This window comes from Pseudomonas sp. 1928-m, assembly GCF_029269135.1.
Lineage (GTDB): Bacteria > Pseudomonadota > Gammaproteobacteria > Pseudomonadales > Pseudomonadaceae > Aquipseudomonas.
The window spans coordinates 140,468-157,148 of sequence record NZ_JARIXO010000002.1; the positions used below are offsets into that span (position 1 = coordinate 140,468).

Annotated in this window: 11 protein-coding genes and 1 other RNA gene; 7 read left to right on the plus strand and 5 right to left on the minus strand. The window is 62.0% G+C overall.

Features of this window, described 5'->3' with window-relative positions:
• Positions 1–15: 15 nt before the first annotated feature.
• From lldD to P3C18_RS10190, 3 genes are all read left to right on the plus strand, one after another.
• Positions 16–1,170, plus strand: a complete 1,155-nt coding sequence (gene lldD / locus P3C18_RS10180) for an FMN-dependent L-lactate dehydrogenase LldD (RefSeq protein ID WP_275961743.1) — start codon at positions 16–18, stop codon at positions 1,168–1,170.
• 37 nt (positions 1,171–1,207) lie between these two features.
• Positions 1,208–4,015, plus strand: coding sequence for an FAD-binding and (Fe-S)-binding domain-containing protein (locus P3C18_RS10185; protein ID WP_275961744.1), 2,808 nt, complete (start codon positions 1,208–1,210; stop codon positions 4,013–4,015).
• Between the two features lie 73 nt (positions 4,016–4,088).
• Positions 4,089–4,334, plus strand: coding sequence for a hypothetical protein (locus tag P3C18_RS10190; protein ID WP_275961745.1), 246 nt, complete (start codon positions 4,089–4,091; stop codon positions 4,332–4,334).
• A gap of 33 nt (positions 4,335–4,367) precedes the next feature.
• Here P3C18_RS10190 and P3C18_RS10195 read toward each other — a convergent pair whose 3' ends face one another.
• Positions 4,368–7,283 (minus strand): ATP-binding protein, encoded by a 2,916-nt coding sequence (locus P3C18_RS10195; protein WP_275961746.1) that lies wholly within the window; start codon positions 7,281–7,283, stop codon positions 4,368–4,370.
• 147 nt (positions 7,284–7,430) lie between these two features.
• Here P3C18_RS10195 and ssrA point away from each other — a divergent pair.
• The 3 genes from ssrA (at position 7,431) to P3C18_RS10210 (ending at position 11,890) form a co-directional block, all read left to right on the plus strand.
• Positions 7,431–7,822: a transfer-messenger RNA gene (gene ssrA / locus P3C18_RS10200) on the plus strand.
• A gap of 112 nt (positions 7,823–7,934) precedes the next feature.
• Complete coding sequence (locus tag P3C18_RS10205; protein WP_275961747.1) at positions 7,935–9,599, plus strand: VRR-NUC domain-containing protein; 1,665 nt, start codon at positions 7,935–7,937, stop codon at positions 9,597–9,599.
• Positions 9,596–11,890 carry an ATP-dependent DNA helicase gene (locus P3C18_RS10210; RefSeq protein ID WP_275961748.1) on the plus strand — a complete coding sequence of 765 codons (2,295 nt, stop codon included), beginning with the start codon at positions 9,596–9,598 and terminating at the stop codon, positions 11,888–11,890. Before P3C18_RS10205 ends, P3C18_RS10210 begins: the two co-directional genes overlap by 4 nt.
• 89 nt (positions 11,891–11,979) lie before the next feature.
• Here the strand turns inward: P3C18_RS10210 and P3C18_RS10215 are convergent, their stop codons facing one another.
• Together P3C18_RS10215 and P3C18_RS10220 are read right to left on the minus strand one after the other, a co-directional pair.
• Entirely contained in the window at positions 11,980–12,699 is a 720-nt protein-coding gene (locus P3C18_RS10215) for an SDR family oxidoreductase (protein WP_275961749.1), read from the minus strand.
• Between the two features lie 162 nt (positions 12,700–12,861).
• Positions 12,862–13,779: a LysR family transcriptional regulator gene (locus tag P3C18_RS10220; protein WP_275961750.1), complete on the minus strand. Its 918-nt coding sequence runs from the start codon at positions 13,777–13,779 to the stop codon at positions 12,862–12,864.
• 143 nt (positions 13,780–13,922) lie between these two features.
• Between P3C18_RS10220 and P3C18_RS10225 the strand changes: the two genes are divergently transcribed.
• A complete protein-coding gene (locus P3C18_RS10225) occupies positions 13,923–14,327 on the plus strand; it encodes a RidA family protein (RefSeq protein ID WP_275961751.1) in 405 nt (134 codons plus the stop codon).
• A gap of 27 nt (positions 14,328–14,354) precedes the next feature.
• On the opposite strand, the gene mnmH is transcribed toward P3C18_RS10225, so the two are convergent.
• Both mnmH and selD read right to left on the minus strand, forming a co-directional pair.
• The gene (mnmH, locus tag P3C18_RS10230) at positions 14,355–15,458 is read right to left on the minus strand and encodes a tRNA 2-selenouridine(34) synthase MnmH (RefSeq protein WP_275961752.1); all 1,104 of its coding nucleotides are present in this window, start codon (positions 15,456–15,458) and stop codon (positions 14,355–14,357) included.
• Positions 15,458–16,492 carry a selenide, water dikinase SelD gene (gene selD, locus P3C18_RS10235; RefSeq protein ID WP_275961753.1) on the minus strand — a complete coding sequence of 345 codons (1,035 nt, stop codon included), beginning with the start codon at positions 16,490–16,492 and terminating at the stop codon, positions 15,458–15,460. Before selD ends, mnmH begins: the two co-directional genes overlap by 1 nt.
• Positions 16,493–16,681: the final 189 nt, after the last annotated feature.

The following is a 16,681-nucleotide window of genomic DNA, read 5'->3' on the forward strand; positions in this document are numbered from 1 at the left end:
TGCTTGGGTGACTCCATGATCATTTCTGCCTCCACCGACTACCGCGCCGCCGCCCAACGCCGGCTGCCGCCGTTTCTGTTCCACTACATCGACGGCGGCGCCTACGCCGAGCACACGCTTAAACGCAACGTCGCCGACCTGGCGGACATTGCCCTGCGCCAGCGCGTGCTGCGCAACATGTCGGAACTGAGCCTGGAGACCCGCCTGTTCAATGAAACCCTGAGCATGCCGGTGGCCCTGGCCCCGGTCGGCCTGACCGGCATGTACGCCCGCCGTGGTGAAGTGCAGGCCGCCAAGGCCGCCGCTGCCAAGGGAATTCCTTTCACCCTGTCGACCGTTTCGGTGTGTCCGATTGAAGAAGTCGCGCCGGCCATCGACCGGCCGATGTGGTTTCAGCTGTATGTGCTGAAAGACCGCGGCTTTATGAAAAACGCCCTGGAGCGGGCCAAGGCCGCAGGCGTGACCACCCTGGTATTTACCGTGGATATGCCGGTGCCCGGCGCACGTTACCGCGATGCCCACTCCGGCATGAGCGGCCCGAACGCGCCTCTGCGGCGCATGCTGCAAGCCATGACCCACCCGCGCTGGGCCTGGGATGTCGGCCTGCTCGGCAAGCCCCATGACCTCGGCAATATCTCCGCCTACCGGGGCAACCCCACGGGCCTGGCCGACTATATCGGCTGGCTGGGCAACAACTTCGACCCCTCGATCAGCTGGAAGGACCTGGAGTGGATTCGTGAATTCTGGGACGGCCCGATGGTCATCAAGGGCATCCTCGACCCGCAGGATGCCAAGGACGCCGTGAGCTTCGGCGCCGACGGCATCGTCGTCTCCAACCACGGCGGCCGCCAACTCGATGGCGTGATGTCCAGCGCCCGCGCCCTGCCGGCGATTGCCGATGCAGTGAAAGGCCAGCTGGCGATTCTGGCCGACTCCGGCATTCGCACCGGTCTGGACGTGGTGCGCATGATCGCCCTTGGCGCCGACACGGTGATGCTCGGCCGCGCCTTTATCTACGCCCTAGCCGCTGCCGGTGGCGCGGGGGTAAGCAACCTGCTGGAGCTGATCGAGAAGGAAATGCGCGTGGCCATGGTGCTGACCGGGGCCAAATCGATCAGCGAGATCAATGCCGATTCGCTGGTGCGTGAACTGCACCACGCCGCGTCCTGACGCTGCACCTGACGCCGCACCGAACTATGGAGCCTGCATGAGCCTGCCTGCCGCCTTTCTCACCGCCGTCGAGCGCCTGATCCCTGCGGATCGGCGCTTCGACGACCCGCTGTCGACCCTGGCCTTTGGCACCGATGCCAGCTTCTACCGGCTGATCCCCAAGCTGGTAGTGCGCGTCGAAGCGGAGCTGGAAGTGGTCGACCTGCTTAAGCTGGCCAGCAAACATCAAGTGCCGGTGACCTTCCGCGCCGCCGGCACCAGCCTGTCCGGGCAAGCCATCAGCGATTCGGTGCTGATCGTGTTGGGCGATAACTGGAACGGCCGGGAAATCCGTGGCCAGGGCAGCCAGATCCGCCTGCAACCGGGCGTGATCGGCGCCCAGGCAAATGCCGTGCTGGCGCCCTTCCAGCGCAAGATCGGCCCTGACCCGGCGTCGATCAACGCCTGCAAAATCGGCGGCATCGTCGCCAACAACGCCAGCGGCATGTGCTGCGGCACGGCGCAAAACAGCTACCACACCCTGGCCGGCATCCGCCTGGTGCTGGCCGACGGCACGGTGCTGGATACCGAAGACCCGCATAGCGTTACGCGATTTTTCGCCACCCATGCCGACCTGCTGGCACAGCTAAACGAGCTGGGCAAACAGACCCGCGCCAATAGCGCCCTAGCGGCGAAGATCCGCCATAAATACCGCCTGAAAAACACCACCGGCCTGTCGCTTAACGCGCTGGTGGATTTCGACCAGCCGCTGGATATCCTCAGCCACCTATTGGTCGGCTCCGAGGGCACCCTGGGTTTTATCAGCGCGGTGACCTACAACACCGTGCCCGACCACCCGCACAAGGCCAGCGCCTTGCTGGTGTTCCCCGATGTGGAGAGCTGCTGCCGCGCCGTCACCGTGCTCAAGCAGCAGCCGGTATCCGCCGTGGAACTGCTCGACCGCCGCAGCCTGCGTTCGGTACAGGACAAACCCGGCATGCCGGAATGGGTTAAAGGTTTGTCGGATAGCGCCTGCGCGCTGCTGATCGAGTCCCGCGCGGCCAGCCAGAGCCTGCTGCATGAGCAGCTGCAACTCATCATGGCCGCTATCGCCGACTTCCCCCTGGAAAAGCAGGTGGATTTCAGCGAAGACCCGACCGTCTACAACCTGCTGTGGAAGATCCGCAAGGACACCTTCCCCGCCGTCGGCGCGGTGCGCCAGACCGGCACCACAGTGATTATCGAGGACGTAACCTTCCCTATCGAACAGCTCGCCGAGGGCGTCAACCGCCTGCTCGCGCTGTTCGACAAACACGGTTACGACGAAGCGATCATTTTCGGCCACGCCCTGGAAGGCAACCTGCACTTTGTATTTACCCAGGCCTTCGAAACGCCCGAGCAGATCGCCCGCTATTCGGCCTTTATGAATGAAGTGGCGCAACTGGTGGCGGTGGAGTTTGGCGGCTCGCTAAAAGCCGAACACGGCACCGGGCGCAATATGGCGCCCTTCGTCGAGCTGGAATGGGGGGCGGACGCCTACCAGCTGATGTGGCAAATCAAACGCCTGCTCGACCCCCAGGGCATTCTCAACCCGGATGTGATCCTCTCCGAGGATCGCGACATCCACCTGAAAAACCTTAAGCCGCTGCCGGCCGCCGACGAGATAGTCGACAAGTGCATCGAGTGCGGCTTTTGCGAGCCAGTATGCCCGTCCAAAGGACTGACCCTGAGCCCGCGCCAGCGCATCGTGATCTGGCGTGATATTCAGGCGAAAAAGCGCGCCGGCATCGACACCCGTGAGTTGGAAGCGGCCTATCAATACCAGGGCATCGACACCTGCGCCGCTACTGGTTTGTGCGCCCAGCGCTGCCCGGTGGGCATCAACACCGGCGACCTGGTGCGCCAGTTGCGCGCCCGCGACGCCAATAGCCCGCGCAGCGCCGACTGGCTGGCGGATAACTTCCACCGCGCCATGCAGGGCGCGCGCGTGATGCTGCACGTGGCCAATGGCGCCCGCATGCTGATGGGCGCGCCGCTGCTTAGCCGTACCTCGGCGGCGCTGAGCAAGGCCAGTCAAGGCAAACTGCCGCAGTGGACGCCAGCGATGCCGCAACCGCTGCAGCGCTTGCAACTGCCAAAAGCCAATGACGATGCGCGGCCACGGGTGGTCTACCTGGCGGCTTGTGTATCGCGCGCCATGGGTCCGGCGGCCGGCGATAGCGAACAGCTACCACTGCTCGACAAAACCCGCGCACTGCTGGAGAAAGGCGGTTTTCAGGTGGTGTTCCCAGCTGATCTGGACAACCTCTGCTGCGGCCAGCCCTTTGCCTCCAAGGGCTACAGCGAGCAGGCCGAACGCAAGAAGCAGGAGCTGATCGACGCGCTGCTCAAAGCCAGCCGTGGCGGCCTCGACCCGATCTACTGCGACACCAGCCCCTGCACCCTGCGGCTGATGCAGGATGGCCTGGACACCCGACTGAAGCTGCATGACCCGGTGAAATTTATCCGCGAGCAGTTGCTCGACCGCCTGCACATCACCCCACAGGACAAACCCGTGGCCGTGCATGTCACCTGCAGCACCCAGCATCTGGGCGAGGCGCAGGGGCTGATCGATATCGTTAGGCGCTGCACCTCGGAGGTGGTCATCCCCGAAGGCATCCACTGCTGCGGCTTTGCCGGCGACAAGGGCTTTACCACCCCGGAGCTGAACAGCCACGCACTGCGCAGCCTGAAGTCCGCCGTACAATATTGCGAGGAAGGCATCAGCACCAGCCGCACCTGCGAAATCGGCCTGAGCCAACACGGCGGCATTGATTACCACGGGCTGGTGTATCTGCTGGATAGGGTCAGCAGCGCCAAGCCTTGAGTGACCAACGGCCCAGCCACTGAGTGAGGGCTTTCTATACTGAAAGCCCTACCTACATCGCTGGAGCCACGCCATGCACCGTCTTGCCACTTTCCTTGCAACCGCACTCCTCAGCACGTCACTCTGGGCCATGCACTGCCCAGCCGATATGGCCAAGATCGATGGCCTGCTGAAAGCCGACCCTCCGAGCGATGCCACGGTACTCGCGCAAGTGCAACAACTGCGCGCCGAAGGCGAAGCCCTGCACAAGGCCGGTAATCACGGCGAGTCAGTCAAAGTGCTGGGTGAGGCCCTGCAATTGCTCGAAGCCAGCGAATAACCCGAGCAGGCGACGGAACGGCAACGGTTCTGTTTAAAACGCCTGCCCCAGCAGACTAAGCGCCACGCGGCGCACCTGAGCCAGGTCAATCGGCTTGGCCAGACAAGCCTGGGCGCCGCGCTGGCGTGCTTCGGCAAACACCGTCTCATCTGCCGCCGCACTGATCACCAACACCGGCACCGCCTGCAAACGCGGGTTGAGGCGCATGGCATCCAGCACCTGCATGCCGTCGCCATCGGGCAGATCCAGATCAAGCAACAACAGGGTCGGCGTACAGTGCTCCAGCTCAGCCAGCGCGCGCTGTACCGAGCAGGCGCCACGCACGTCGGCAAATTCACGCAAGGCTTCCTGAACCACCTTGAGGCAGGCCGGGTGATCCTCCACACACAGCACCTCGGCCAGTTGCTTGGGCTGCGCCGACATAGACTCCACATCGGCAACTGCCGGTGCTGCCGGTGCCGCCGCACCGGGCAGGTCGATCCAGAAACGGCTGCCCGTACCGGCGCTGCTGCTAAAACCTATTTCGCCAGCCATCAAAGTAGCCAGCTCACGGCACAGCACCAGGCCAATACCCGTGCCGGGAATGCTGGAGTTCTCTCGCCCCAGCCGCTGGAACGGCTGGAACAGATTGGCCTGCTGCTCGGCCGTCAGCCCGGCACCATTGTCTTMGACCCACAGCCGCACACAGTTGGAACGCACCTCATAGCCCATGTGGATCAGGCCCTGCGGGCTGTTGTACTTGATCGCGTTGGACAGCAGATTAAGCACCACCTGGCGCACCCGGCGCATATCCGCCTGCACATACAGGCCCGCATCGGTTTCGGCCAGCACCCGCAACTGCAGCTGACGTTGCTGCACTTCTGGCTGCACCAGCTCGGCGCAGCCGTGCAGCAGTGCGCCGACTTCCACGGGCTGCAATTTGAGCTGCTGGCGGCGGCTCTCGATGCTCGAAAGATCGAGGATGTCGTCAACCAGTGAGGTCAGGTGACGGCTGGCATTGACGATCTCACGGGCGTAATCGGCTTCCAGCTTAGCCTCGGGCTTGTCCTGCGCCTCCATCTCGATCAACTGGCCAAAGCCGTAAATCGCATTAAGCGGCGTGCGCAGCTCGTGGCTCATGCTCGACAGAAAGCGGCTCTTGGCCTGGCTGGCAGCCTGGGCGTCCAGGCTGGCACGACGCAGGTCTTCCTGCACCTGTTTGAGCCGGGTGATATCTACATGGGTACCCGCCACGCGCAGGGCTCGGCCCTCGCTATCGCGCTCCAGCACCTTGCCGCGACTGAGTAACCAGACGTACTCGCCCAACGCATCGGCGTAGCGATATTCCGCCTCGAAACGATCCTCGCCACTGCTGGCGAACAGCTGACGCAGATGACGAATGCGCTCCAGGTCATTGGGGTGCACGTGCTGGTTAAATTCACTGAAGCTCATGTTCGAGTGGGTAAGGCCGAAGCGCCTGAGGAAGCGCTCGCTGAGGGTGATGCTCATCGTCTCAGCCTCGACCTCCCAGAGGCTTTCCGTGGTGCTTTCCAGCACCAACTGGAGAATCCGCTGCGCCTCCACCCGCTGCACTTCACTGGCCTGCAACTGCTCGCCGGTCTGCTGCACCGCCTCCGCCATGCTCACCAGTTCACGGATCTGGCTGCTCGGTGCAGTAGGCTGATAGTTGCCCTGGCCCAGCTCGCGCATCATCCCGACAACCCCATCAATTGGCTGCACCAGTTGCTCGCTCAGGCGCCGCGAGCGCGCCCACATCAAGGCAAAGAACAGCAGGTAGAACAGCACCAGACCGACTATCAACAGATAGCCGATATGCAGGTAGCGCTCAGCCAGGCGGTTGGTCTCGCTGAAGATATGCTCTTCATCCACCACCAGCAGCAGTTGCCAGCCGGTCTGCGGGATCTCGCTCCAGGCGATCAGTTGCTTACGCCCGCCAAGATCAACCTCCTGCACATTGCCCTGCCCCGCTGCCATGGCCTGCAACAACGGCTGCATCTCGGCGCGCTTGGCCAAGTTGAAATCCTCGGGCTTGAGCACCTCGCGGCGCACCGCCTCGGCATAGGAGTATTCAGTCAGCTCGCGCAGGCCGAAATCCTCTTCACCGGCACTCGGCAGGGCCATGATGTTGTGGTCGCGGCTGACCAGCATCGCATAGCCCTGCCAGGGCACATCCAGCTCGCCAATCTCACCGAGCATCTGCCCGACCGTGATATCCAGCCCCACCACACCTTCGAGGAAATCACCGCGATACACCGGCGCCACAGCCGACATCATCCAGCCCATGCCTGCCGGGTCGAGGTAAACATCGGTCCAGGCCACCTTGCGCTCGGGGTTGTGCTTGGCGTCCGCCAGGTAATAGAAGTTGTAATCGGGTATCACCATGTCATGGGGATACTGCTCGGGCGTCATAAAGAAGGGGTAGATGCGGTTGTAACTGTCCCAGGTATTGAAATAGGCCGCTGCTACACGCGGGTTAGCCGCCTGGATCGAACGCATCAACGGGTCGAGCTGCGACAAACGCAGAGCCTTGGCGTGGTCCTGCTGGGCCAGCGGCGTGCTGTTGGCATAAAAGGACGCCGCGCGGCCATCATCACTGCGGCTGTAGAACACGCCGTTTTCAGTCAGCGCATGGCGCTGGCGCTCCAGCGCATCGGGCTCAAACCTTCGGTTATCCAGAGCATTGAGCGCCGCATCACGAAAGATCTGTACCTGCGCCTCCACCGAACGCAGGCGGCCATCAATCACCTGGCCTTCACGCGCCACCGCCGCAGACAGATCATCCAGCGCGCTCTGCTGCAAATGCTCGATCTGCGCATCGCGAATCGCCGCGTTGCTCAGCAGATACACCGTGATCAACACCGACTCGACCAGAATCAGCGGAATCAGGGCACTCTGCACAAAAGCGCGCCAGATCCACTGACGCAAAGGGTAACGCGACGCGCGCGGCATACGAGGGTCTCATCCAAAAGACATAGCGAATGTGCAGGATGCAATCATAGCCGGCAAGCCCCATTAGCGTCCGCCAGGCAATTGCCGGGTCGACGCTGTGGAACCTTTGGCGTAAACTCGCGTCCCAGTACCAGCAACAAAAGTTTCGGGGCCGATTAGGATTCGACGCCGGTAGCGAAGCTCTAGGTGCATGCCGACTTGGTAACAGAAGTCGTAAATCCACTGTTGCAACTTTCTATAGTTGCCAATGACGAAAACTACGAGGGCTACGCTCTCGCTGCGTAAGCGGCGCGACTAGTCCTTCTGGTAGCTTCGGCTCCAGCGATCACTAGGGGATGCCTGTAAACCTGAAGTGATTGTCATGCAGAACAGGATCGCCGCGTAGTACGTTGTGGACAAAGCGGCTAAAACTTACACAACTCGTCCAAAGCACCCTGCCCGTCGGGCGGCTGCGGATTAACTCAATAGACACGGCTAAGCATGTAGTACCGAAAGTGGAGAACTGGCGGACGGGGGTTCAAATCCCCCCGGCTCCACCAAATAAACATCTAAAGACGTCCACGGACGTCTTTTTTTGTGCCTGAAATTCTGTAAGTTCGGTGCTTTAAGCGCCCACCTTCGCGCCTGTTGTTTTTAGACGCAGGTATCTGTATGCCAACCGCAACCGGCACACCCATGCAGCTGCAATCTGATCCGCGCTTCTACTACCTGTCGAACTTTCGCCAAGCCCTGACCTGGCTGCAGGAGCGCTATGCCGATCTGTTGAGCGAGGCCGAGCATGCCTTCGTGCGGCAGTTCTTCGCCATGGACACCCCCGCCCAAGCCCTGCTGGTGCGGATGATAATGCGCAAGGGCAGTCACTTTCGTCTGAGCAAGTTGAGCTATGAGGAAATCGGTTGTGCGCGCCTGGCGGCAACGCCGCTGCTTGAGGCGGGCTGGGTGCGGCATGACGCAGAACTCTCCCTGGAGGAACTGTTCAAGCTGCTGCGCAAGGATGAAGTGCTCCAGCATCTGGCTGGCCACGGCTCACGGAAGTCGCAGAACAAATCCGAGCTGTTGGCGCAACTGACCGAAACTTATGCCGAGCCACGCGCCTTTGCCGCCTGGTGCCCGGGCAGTGAGGAGCAGATTGTCTCCCTGACTATTGATGCCCTGTGCGAGCGTCTGCGCCTGATGTTCTTCGGCAATCTGCGCCAGGACTGGTCCGAATTCGTTCTCGCCGAGCTCGGTATCTTTCGCTATGAGCGCGTGGAGTTGACGCCCGACTCGCGAGCCTTTCGCCACCGTGCGGATGTGGACTGCTATCTGCATTTACAACGCAGCCGCGAGCAGTTCGAGGCTGGCGAGCCGCTTGCAGATGTGCTGCAGCAGATCAGCGCACTGGTCTGCGACACCCCCTTCCTGGCCGCGCGGCGTAACAAGCTGTTATTCCGCATGGGCCAGCAGCTGGAGCGTGAAGCGGATCTGGAAGGTGCGCTGGCGTTCTACACCGACTGCCGTTATGTCGGCGCTCGCCTGCGGCAGATCCGCGTACTGGAGCGCCTGGGCCGCCCCGAACAAGCCTATGAGCTGACGCAGCAGGCCATCCAGGCACCGGAGAATGATGCTGAAATCCAGGCAGTGGAGCGGGCCTTGACTCGGCTGGCGCGCCAGCTTGGGCAAGCGCTGCCCGGCAAGGCCAGACCAATTCCGCCCACACGGATTGATCTGAGCCTGCCAAGGCCTGAGGCGCAAAGCGTCGAGTTCGCCGTCAAAGCTCATCTGCATCAGCCCGACGCGCCGGTGCACTACGTCGAGAACAGCCTGATCTGCAGCCTGTTCGGCCTGCTCTGCTGGCCGGCCATCTTCGCGCCGGTGCCAGGGGCATTTTTCCATCCGTTTCACACCGCTCCGGTTGATCTATTCAGTGCCGACTTCCATACCCAGCGCGAAGCGTTGTTTGCCAGCTGCATGGCGCATATCGACTCGGATGCCTACAAGCAGGTGATCCGCGACAACTACGCGGCCAAATTTGGCATCCAGTCACCCTTTGTATTCTGGGCGGCGCTGGACGAAACCTTGCTGGAGCAAGCGCTTGACTGCCTGCCCGCCGCGCACTTGCGCGCCTGGTTCAAACGCCTGCTGCTGGACATCAAGGCCAACCGCGCCGGCATGCCCGACCTGATCCAGTTCTGGCCGGCCGAGCAGCGCTACCGAATGATTGAAGTCAAAGGCCCGGGCGACCGCCTGCAGGACAACCAGCGGCGCTGGCTGGCCTTCTGCGCTGAGCACGGCATGCCGGTGGATGTGTGTTACGTGCAGTGGGCCGACGCGTGAATTATCAGGTCGCCGTGCGCGCGCTGTGCGAATTTACCGCCAAGGTCGGCGACCTCGACTTGCGCTTTACCCCCTCGCCCACTGCCCAGGAAGGCATGACCGGTCACGCCATCGTGGTGGCCAGACGTGGCCCCAGCTACTACGCCGAATTGCCATTGAGTGGCGCATACCAGGGCTTGCAGGTACGCGGCCGGGCGGACGGTTACGACCCGGATGAAAACCTGCTGGAGGAGATCAAGACTCACAGAGGTGATATCAGCCGTATCCCGGAAAACCATCGCCTGCTGCACTGGGCCCAGGCCAAGGTCTATGGCTGGCTGCTCTGCAGTGAGCGCGACATGCCAGAGATCAATCTGGCAGTGGTCTATTTCAATGTCATCACCCAGCACGAAACCGCCTTCCACCTGACGGCCAGCGCGGACGAACTGCGTGAGTTTTTCGAGATGCACTGCAGCCGCTATATCCGCTGGGCCGAGTACGAGCGCGAGCATCGCCGCCAACGTGATGAAGCCCTGGGGCGGCTGCGCTTTCCCCATGCCGAGTTTCGCAGCGGCCAACGCCAGCTGGCCAACCAGGTCTACCGCGCCGCCCGTGACGGTCATTGCCTGATGGCACAGGCCACCACCGGCATTGGCAAAACCCTCGGCACCCTGTTCCCGCAGCTCAAGGCTTTCCCCGAGCAGCAGCTGGATCGGTTGTTTTTTCTTACTGCAAAAACACCCGGCAGGCGCCTGGCGCTGGATGCATTGGCCACCCTGCGCAGCCAGGAAGAAGCGATGCCGCTGCGGGTGCTGGAGCATGTGGCACGCGATAAAGCCTGCGAGCACCCCGATAAAGCCTGCCATGGCGATTCTTGCCCGTTAGCCAAAGGCTTTTATGACCGTTTGCCTGCCGCCCGCCAGGCCGCACTCGAAGGCCAGTGGCTGAGTCACGAGAGCGTGCGGGCAACCGCCCTGGCGCATCATATCTGTCCTTACTACCTGAGCCAGGAGCTGTGCCGATGGGCCGATGTGGTGGTCTGCGATTACAACTACTACTTCGACATGGGCGGCCTGCTGTATGGCCTCACCCTGCTCAATGAATGGCGCATCACCCTGCTGGTGGACGAAGCCCACAATCTGATCGAGCGGGCGCGCGGCATGTACACCGCCGAGCTCAATCAGCAGCGCTTTGAAGCGGTAAGGCGCATCGCGCCGAGCGTGATGAAAGCCCCGCTGGAACGCATCAGCCGGCACTGGCGGCAGCTGGAGCGCGACCAGGACGTGGCGTATCAGGTGTATCCCACCGCCCCGGACCTGTTCGTCATGGCGCTGCAAAAGGCCGTCAGCACCCTCACCGATCACCTGAGTGAGCAACCGGCTGGCAATGCCAGCGAGCTGCTGCACTTCTACCTCGATGCCATGCTGTTCTGCCGCCTGGCCGAGGCCTTTGGCGCGCACTCGCTGTTCGATATCAGCCGCGACGAGGGCAGTGGCCAATCGGTGTCCACCCTGTGCATCCGTAATATCGTGCCTGCGCCGTTTCTTGCCCCGCGCTTCGACGAGGCGCACAGCTGCACGCTGTTCTCCGCCACCCTGAGCCCGGCGAACTATTACGCCGACCTGCTCGGCCTGCCGGAAGAAACACCCTGGATCGATGTGGAGTCGCCCTTTAGCGCCGAGCAGCTGCACGTTCAGGCCGTCAGCAACCTGTCCACCCGCTACGCCCATCGCGACTACTCGCTGGCGCCCATCGCCGCGCTGATTGCCCGCCAGTACGCGGAAAAACCAGGCAACTACCTGGCCTTCTTCAGCAGTTACACCTACTTGCAGGCGGTGCTACAAGAGCTGCAGATGGCGCACCCGCAAATCCCCGTTTGGCAGCAGTCACGGCAAATGGATGAAAGCGAACGCCAGGCCTTTCTCGACCGGTTCTCCAGCACTGGTCGCGGCATTGGTTTTGCCGTCTTGGGCGGGGCCTTTGGCGAGGGCATCGACCTGCCTGGCGACCGCCTGATCGGTGCCTTTATCGCCACCCTCGGCCTGCCGCAGATCAACCCGGTCAATGAAGAAATCAAACAGCGCATGGAGCTGATGTTCGGCAGCAACAACGGCTACGGCTACACCTACCTCTACCCTGGTTTGCAGAAGGTGGTGCAGGCCGCCGGCCGGGTGATTCGCACAGTGCAGGATCAGGGCGTGGTTTATCTGATTGATGACCGTTTCAACCAGCCGGCGATCCGCAAACTACTGCCCAGCTGGTGGAAGGTCGAACGCTGCCGTTTGCCGTTGAGTAAAGACCCAGTTCTCTAGCACTACGCAGCTCACGGGCAATATGGCTTTAACCAGATGCCCGCATTCGCCATCTGCGCGCTTTACATCTTTTTGCTCAGCGCCAGTACTCAGAAGCGCTCATCCAGTATTGCTGGCAAGGTGAGTTCCTTGACGAAGCTGGTGGAAGACAGGCTCAAGGTCATACGCACTATCTGCACGACATCGTGCACGGGAATCAAATGGCCTTCGCCGCGCTGTTCGGCAAGCGCTCGCGGGGTGTCCAGGGCATCCTCGGTATTCAGATAACCCAGGTTCAGACAGGTCACGCCCAGGCGCTGCTGCCTGTAGCCTTCGCGCAGGGCATCGGCGATACCGCGCAGGGCGAATTTAGAGGCACCGAAGGCAACCTCTGGGCGCCCGCTTTGCGACAAGCCGGAGGTCGAACCGGTCAGGATGATTCTTGGGTTAGCGCTGTTGAGCAGCAGCGGCAGCAGCCGTTTGATCAGCACAATGGTCGAGGTGATGTTACAGCTGATGATTTCCTGCAGCTGGCTATCCTGGTCGGCGAGAAAGTCATACGCCGGATCAAAGGCCAATTCTTCCCAGATGCCCAGGTTGTAGATCAGGGTATCCAGCCCTTCCCCCGCCACAGCCTGCTCGATAATCTGCGCAGCCTTTAGCGACTCGCCAAGATTGGCCTCCACCCAGCGCAGCTCAGCACCGGCCTGGTTTACCAGGCTGTCAGGGCGGTAGCGAGAAACACCAATTAACTGATCCCCAGGCTGCCCCAAGCCCTCAATCAGTGCCCTACCCAAGCCTTTGCTTGCGCCTACCACCATAACTTTCATCGACTGTCTCCTTGGCCTGCATGCTAACTGCGGGTAGCTATGCAAACAGACCAGGCAGCGCTTAGCAATTGAGCGGAGATTGCCGGTGAGGGCAACACGACCAGTCGTTTAAGGTCAGTAGCGGCCGCGGGTCAGTTATCGCACCGCTGCGCTCAGGCCCCTCTATCGCTGGATGATCGGCGCATGCTGCACCATGAGTTCGGCAACCCATTCAATAAACACGCGCAGCTTGATGCTGATATGCCGGTTCGGCGGAAACGCCACGTACAGCGGCATGGGATCGAGGCGCCATTCCTCAAATAGCGGCAGCAACTCACCCTGCGCCACATACGGGGCGGACATATAGGCCGGCAGCCACAGAACCCCCATGCCAGCCAGCCCCGCCGCCAGGTAGGCGTTACCATCGTCGACCGCCAGCACGTAGCGACCCTGGATATGAATACTCTCCCCGGCGCGGTGCATGGCATACGGCAGGGCTTTACCGGTGCGTGCCCAGAGAAAGCCGACGATATGGTGCTGCGAATCTTCCAGCTCGCGCGGGTGCTCAGGCGTGCCGAGGCGTTGCAGGTAGCTGGGCGCTGCATAAACGCCCAGCTGCAGATCGCCAACCCGGCGCGCCATCAGCGATTGATCGGTCAGCTCGCCGCCGCGCACCACGCAGTCAACCTTCTCGCCAATCAGATCGACGATGCGGTCGCTGACGCCCATATCGATCTGGATCTCCGGGTAGCGCGCATGAAACGCCGGCAAGGCAGGCATAAGGATCATTCTGGCCAGCGGGCTGGGCACATCCACCCGCAGTCGGCCGTGGGGTACCGCCGAGGCGCCGGACAGGCTGGTCTCGGCCTCGGCCAGGTCGTCCAGCAGCCTTAACACGCGCTCGTAATAGAGCGCGCCGTCGGCCGTGAGGTTGACCTTGCGCGTGGTGCGGTTGAGCAGCTTGACCCGCAAGCGCGCCTCCAGTTGCTGCACCAGCTGGGTCACGCTGGTTTTGCTTATGTGCAGGGTTTCGGCCGCCTTGGTAAAGCTGCCCGACTCCACCACCCGAGCAAATGCCTGCATCGCATCGAAACGGTCCATTTCCTATCCCAATATCGGCTGGATTATTTGGATTCTACAAACAGTGTTAGCCAGAGTTGCTGGTTTATCGGCCCAACGCAACGTCCTACAGTCGCTTCATCGTTAATAAACCGGGGCGCTACCGCCCCATGATGGAGGTACAGATGAACCAGCGTGATGTGGTATTCCCGCCTGGCCGCCAGGCGCTTTATGAGATCAATCGCTATTCACCGGCGATCCGCAGCAACGGCTTTTTGTTTGTCTCTGGGCAAGTCGGTAGTCGTGAAGACGGCTCTCCCGAACCCGAGTTGGAGGCGCAGGTACGCACCGCATTCACCAACCTGAATGCGATTCTGCACGCTGCCGGCGGCAGCTTTGACGATGTGGTCGACGTGACCGTGTTTATGGTCGACCCGCAGGCGACGTTCGAAAGGATCTGGAAGGTTGTCCCAGAGTTCTGGGGTAACGCGCCGTACCCGACCATAACTGCCGTCGGCGTGACCTGGTTGTATGGCTTCCAGTTCGAGATCAAGGTAATCGCCAAGCTGCCAGAAGCCAGCAACGACTAATGGCAGCGCGGGGCTGGGTGGTGACACTCAGCCTTGGCGATTAGCCTTGCGCTCAGTCAGGTAGGCGATGACCGCCGCCTGGTCGCCGGCAAACTCGATACGCGCCGCCTTGCTTTCGCGCTGGTAGGCGTACATCGGGTCGTAGTATTCGCGCAGCAGCCCGGCAATCCAGTCGCGGTGCAGTGCAACCGCCCCGCTACGCTGTTCATCCAGCGCTGTCTGCATGATGGCCAGCAGACGCTGGTAACGCTCCCCCCCCAGACGCTTCTGGATATTGCTCAGGCTTTGCAGCAGGCGCTCGGCGTAGAGTCGAAAGCCCTCTTCCTCACCGTGCAGGACGATAAACTCGGCGCACAGGTTGACCACGTAATCGCGCAGGATGCGCTCGACGCGGTCCTCGAAAGCATCTTCCAGCCACACCAGCGGGTACTGCTGCATGCCCTGGTACAGCGCCAGCGGCACGGTGCAGCTGCCGACCATGCGCCCTTCGTCTTCCAGCACAAACTGCTCGGTGCCACGGGCGCGCTGCTTGAGCAGGTCAATGGCCAGGCGGTTTTCGAAGTCGATCTGTGCCGGCTGGCCACTGGCGCGTTTGCCGAAGCTGGAGCCACGGTGGTTGGCGTGGCCTTCCAGATCCAGGCTGTTATTCAGCTGCACCAGCACATCGGTTTTACCGGTGCCAGTAAGGCCGCCGAGGATGACGAAATCGCACTCGGCCACCGCCTGCTGAGTGGTTTCCAACAGAAAGCTGCGCATCGCCTTGTAGCCGCCGATCACCCGAGGGTAGTCGATACCGGCTTCGGCCAGCCATTGCTGGGTGATCTGCGAGCGCAGACCACCGCGAAAGCAGTACAGATAGCCGTGCGGATTGGCCTTGGCGAAGGCCGCCCAGGCCGCAACTCGCTCAGCTTTGACCTGACCGCTGACCAGTTGGTGGCCGAGCGCGATGGCGGCGTCCTGGCCATGCTGCTTGTAGCAGGTGCCGACCCGCTGACGCTCGCTGTCATCCATCAGCGGCAGGTTGAGTACACCGGGGAAGGCGCCCTTGCTGAACTCGACCGGGGCGCGGGCGTCCATCATCGGCAGATCATTGAGGAAGATGTCGCGGTAGTTGCTGCTGTTGTCGCGCATCACAGCACCTCGACCGCGTAACGCTGTCGCTCAACCAAACGGCCGATGGGCGCCAGATTCAGGCCCAGCTCGGCGGCCACAGCGAGGAACTCGGCTTCGCCATCAGGGGTAACGGCAATCAGCAAACCGCCGCTGGTCTGCGGGTCGCAGAGCAGATCACGCTGTTCGTCGGTGATTGGCGCGATCTTCTCGCCATAGCTGTCGAAATTGCGCAGGGTGCCGCCTGGCACGCAGCCCTCGGCCAGGTAGTAGTCGACCCCCGGCAGACGCGGCACGGTGGCGTAATCGAGCTGGGCGGTGAGATTGGCACCGTCAGCCATCTCGACCAAATGACCGAGCAGGCCGAAACCGGTGACGTCAGTCATCGCAGTAACCCCGGCCAGCTTGCCGAAGCGCGAGCCGGGCTTGTTCAGGGTGCACATCCAGTCGCGCGCCAGGCCGACATCCTCGGGGCGCAGCTTGGCCTTCTTCTCGGCAGTGGTAAGAATGCCGATGCCCAGCGGTTTAGAGAGATACAGCTGGCAGCCGGCCGTGGCGGTGTCGTTGCGTTTCATATGACGCTTGAGCACCACGCCGGTGACGGCCAAGCCGAAGATCGGCTCTGGGGCGTCGATCGAGTGCCCGCCGGCCAGGGGAATGCCCGCTTCATCACACACCGCGCGGCCGCCGCGAATCACCTCGCGGGCCACTTCCGGCGCCAGCAGGTTGACCGGCCAGCCGAGGATGGCGATGGCCATCAGCGGATCGCCGCCCATGGCGTAGATGTCGCTGATCGCATTGGTGGCGGCGATGCGGCCGAAGTCATAGGGGTCATCGACAATCGGCATAAAGAAGTCGGTGGTCGACACCACCCCGCGCTCGTCGTCCAGGGCATACACCGCCGCATCATCACGCGAGGCATTGCCTACCCACAGCTTGGGGTCGAGGTTCTGCGCGCCGCTGCCGGCGAGGATCACCTCCAGCACTTTCGGCGAAATCTTGCAGCCGCAACCGGCCCCATGGCTGTACTGGGTCAAACGGATCGGCTCGCTCATCGGTCAGGCTCTCGGCAAATCGGAAACAGGCGCGGATTCTAACAGGCCGTTGAAAAATGCAGGCAAGACAAGCCGCCGGGCCAGTAATCAATGCGGCAGACATGGCCGTGTTGACCTGTAACTGGCAAAGCTGGTCTTTAGCGCAGCGGCCCCTATAATCGCGCCACGTCGACTACCCTGACTACGCGC

Bases quoted from the DNA above. Each gene is read 5' to 3' on its own strand.
- lldD (WP_275961743.1), top strand. From the start codon at position 16: ATGATCATTTCTGCCTCCACCGACTACCGCGCCGCCGCCCAACGCCGG.
- P3C18_RS10185 (WP_275961744.1), top strand. From the start codon at position 1,208: ATGAGCCTGCCTGCCGCCTTTCTCACCGCCGTCGAGCGCCTGATCCCT.
- P3C18_RS10190 (WP_275961745.1), top strand. From the start codon at position 4,089: ATGCACCGTCTTGCCACTTTCCTTGCAACCGCACTCCTCAGCACGTCA.
- P3C18_RS10205 (WP_275961747.1), top strand. From the start codon at position 7,935: ATGCCAACCGCAACCGGCACACCCATGCAGCTGCAATCTGATCCGCGC.
- P3C18_RS10215 (WP_275961749.1), bottom strand. From the start codon at position 12,699: ATGAAAGTTATGGTGGTAGGCGCAAGCAAAGGCTTGGGTAGGGCACTG.
- P3C18_RS10220 (WP_275961750.1), bottom strand. From the start codon at position 13,779: ATGGACCGTTTCGATGCGATGCAGGCATTTGCTCGGGTGGTGGAGTCG.
- P3C18_RS10225 (WP_275961751.1), top strand. From the start codon at position 13,923: ATGAACCAGCGTGATGTGGTATTCCCGCCTGGCCGCCAGGCGCTTTAT.
- mnmH (WP_275961752.1), bottom strand. From the start codon at position 15,458: ATGCGCGACAACAGCAGCAACTACCGCGACATCTTCCTCAATGATCTG.
- selD (WP_275961753.1), bottom strand. From the start codon at position 16,492: ATGAGCGAGCCGATCCGTTTGACCCAGTACAGCCATGGGGCCGGTTGC.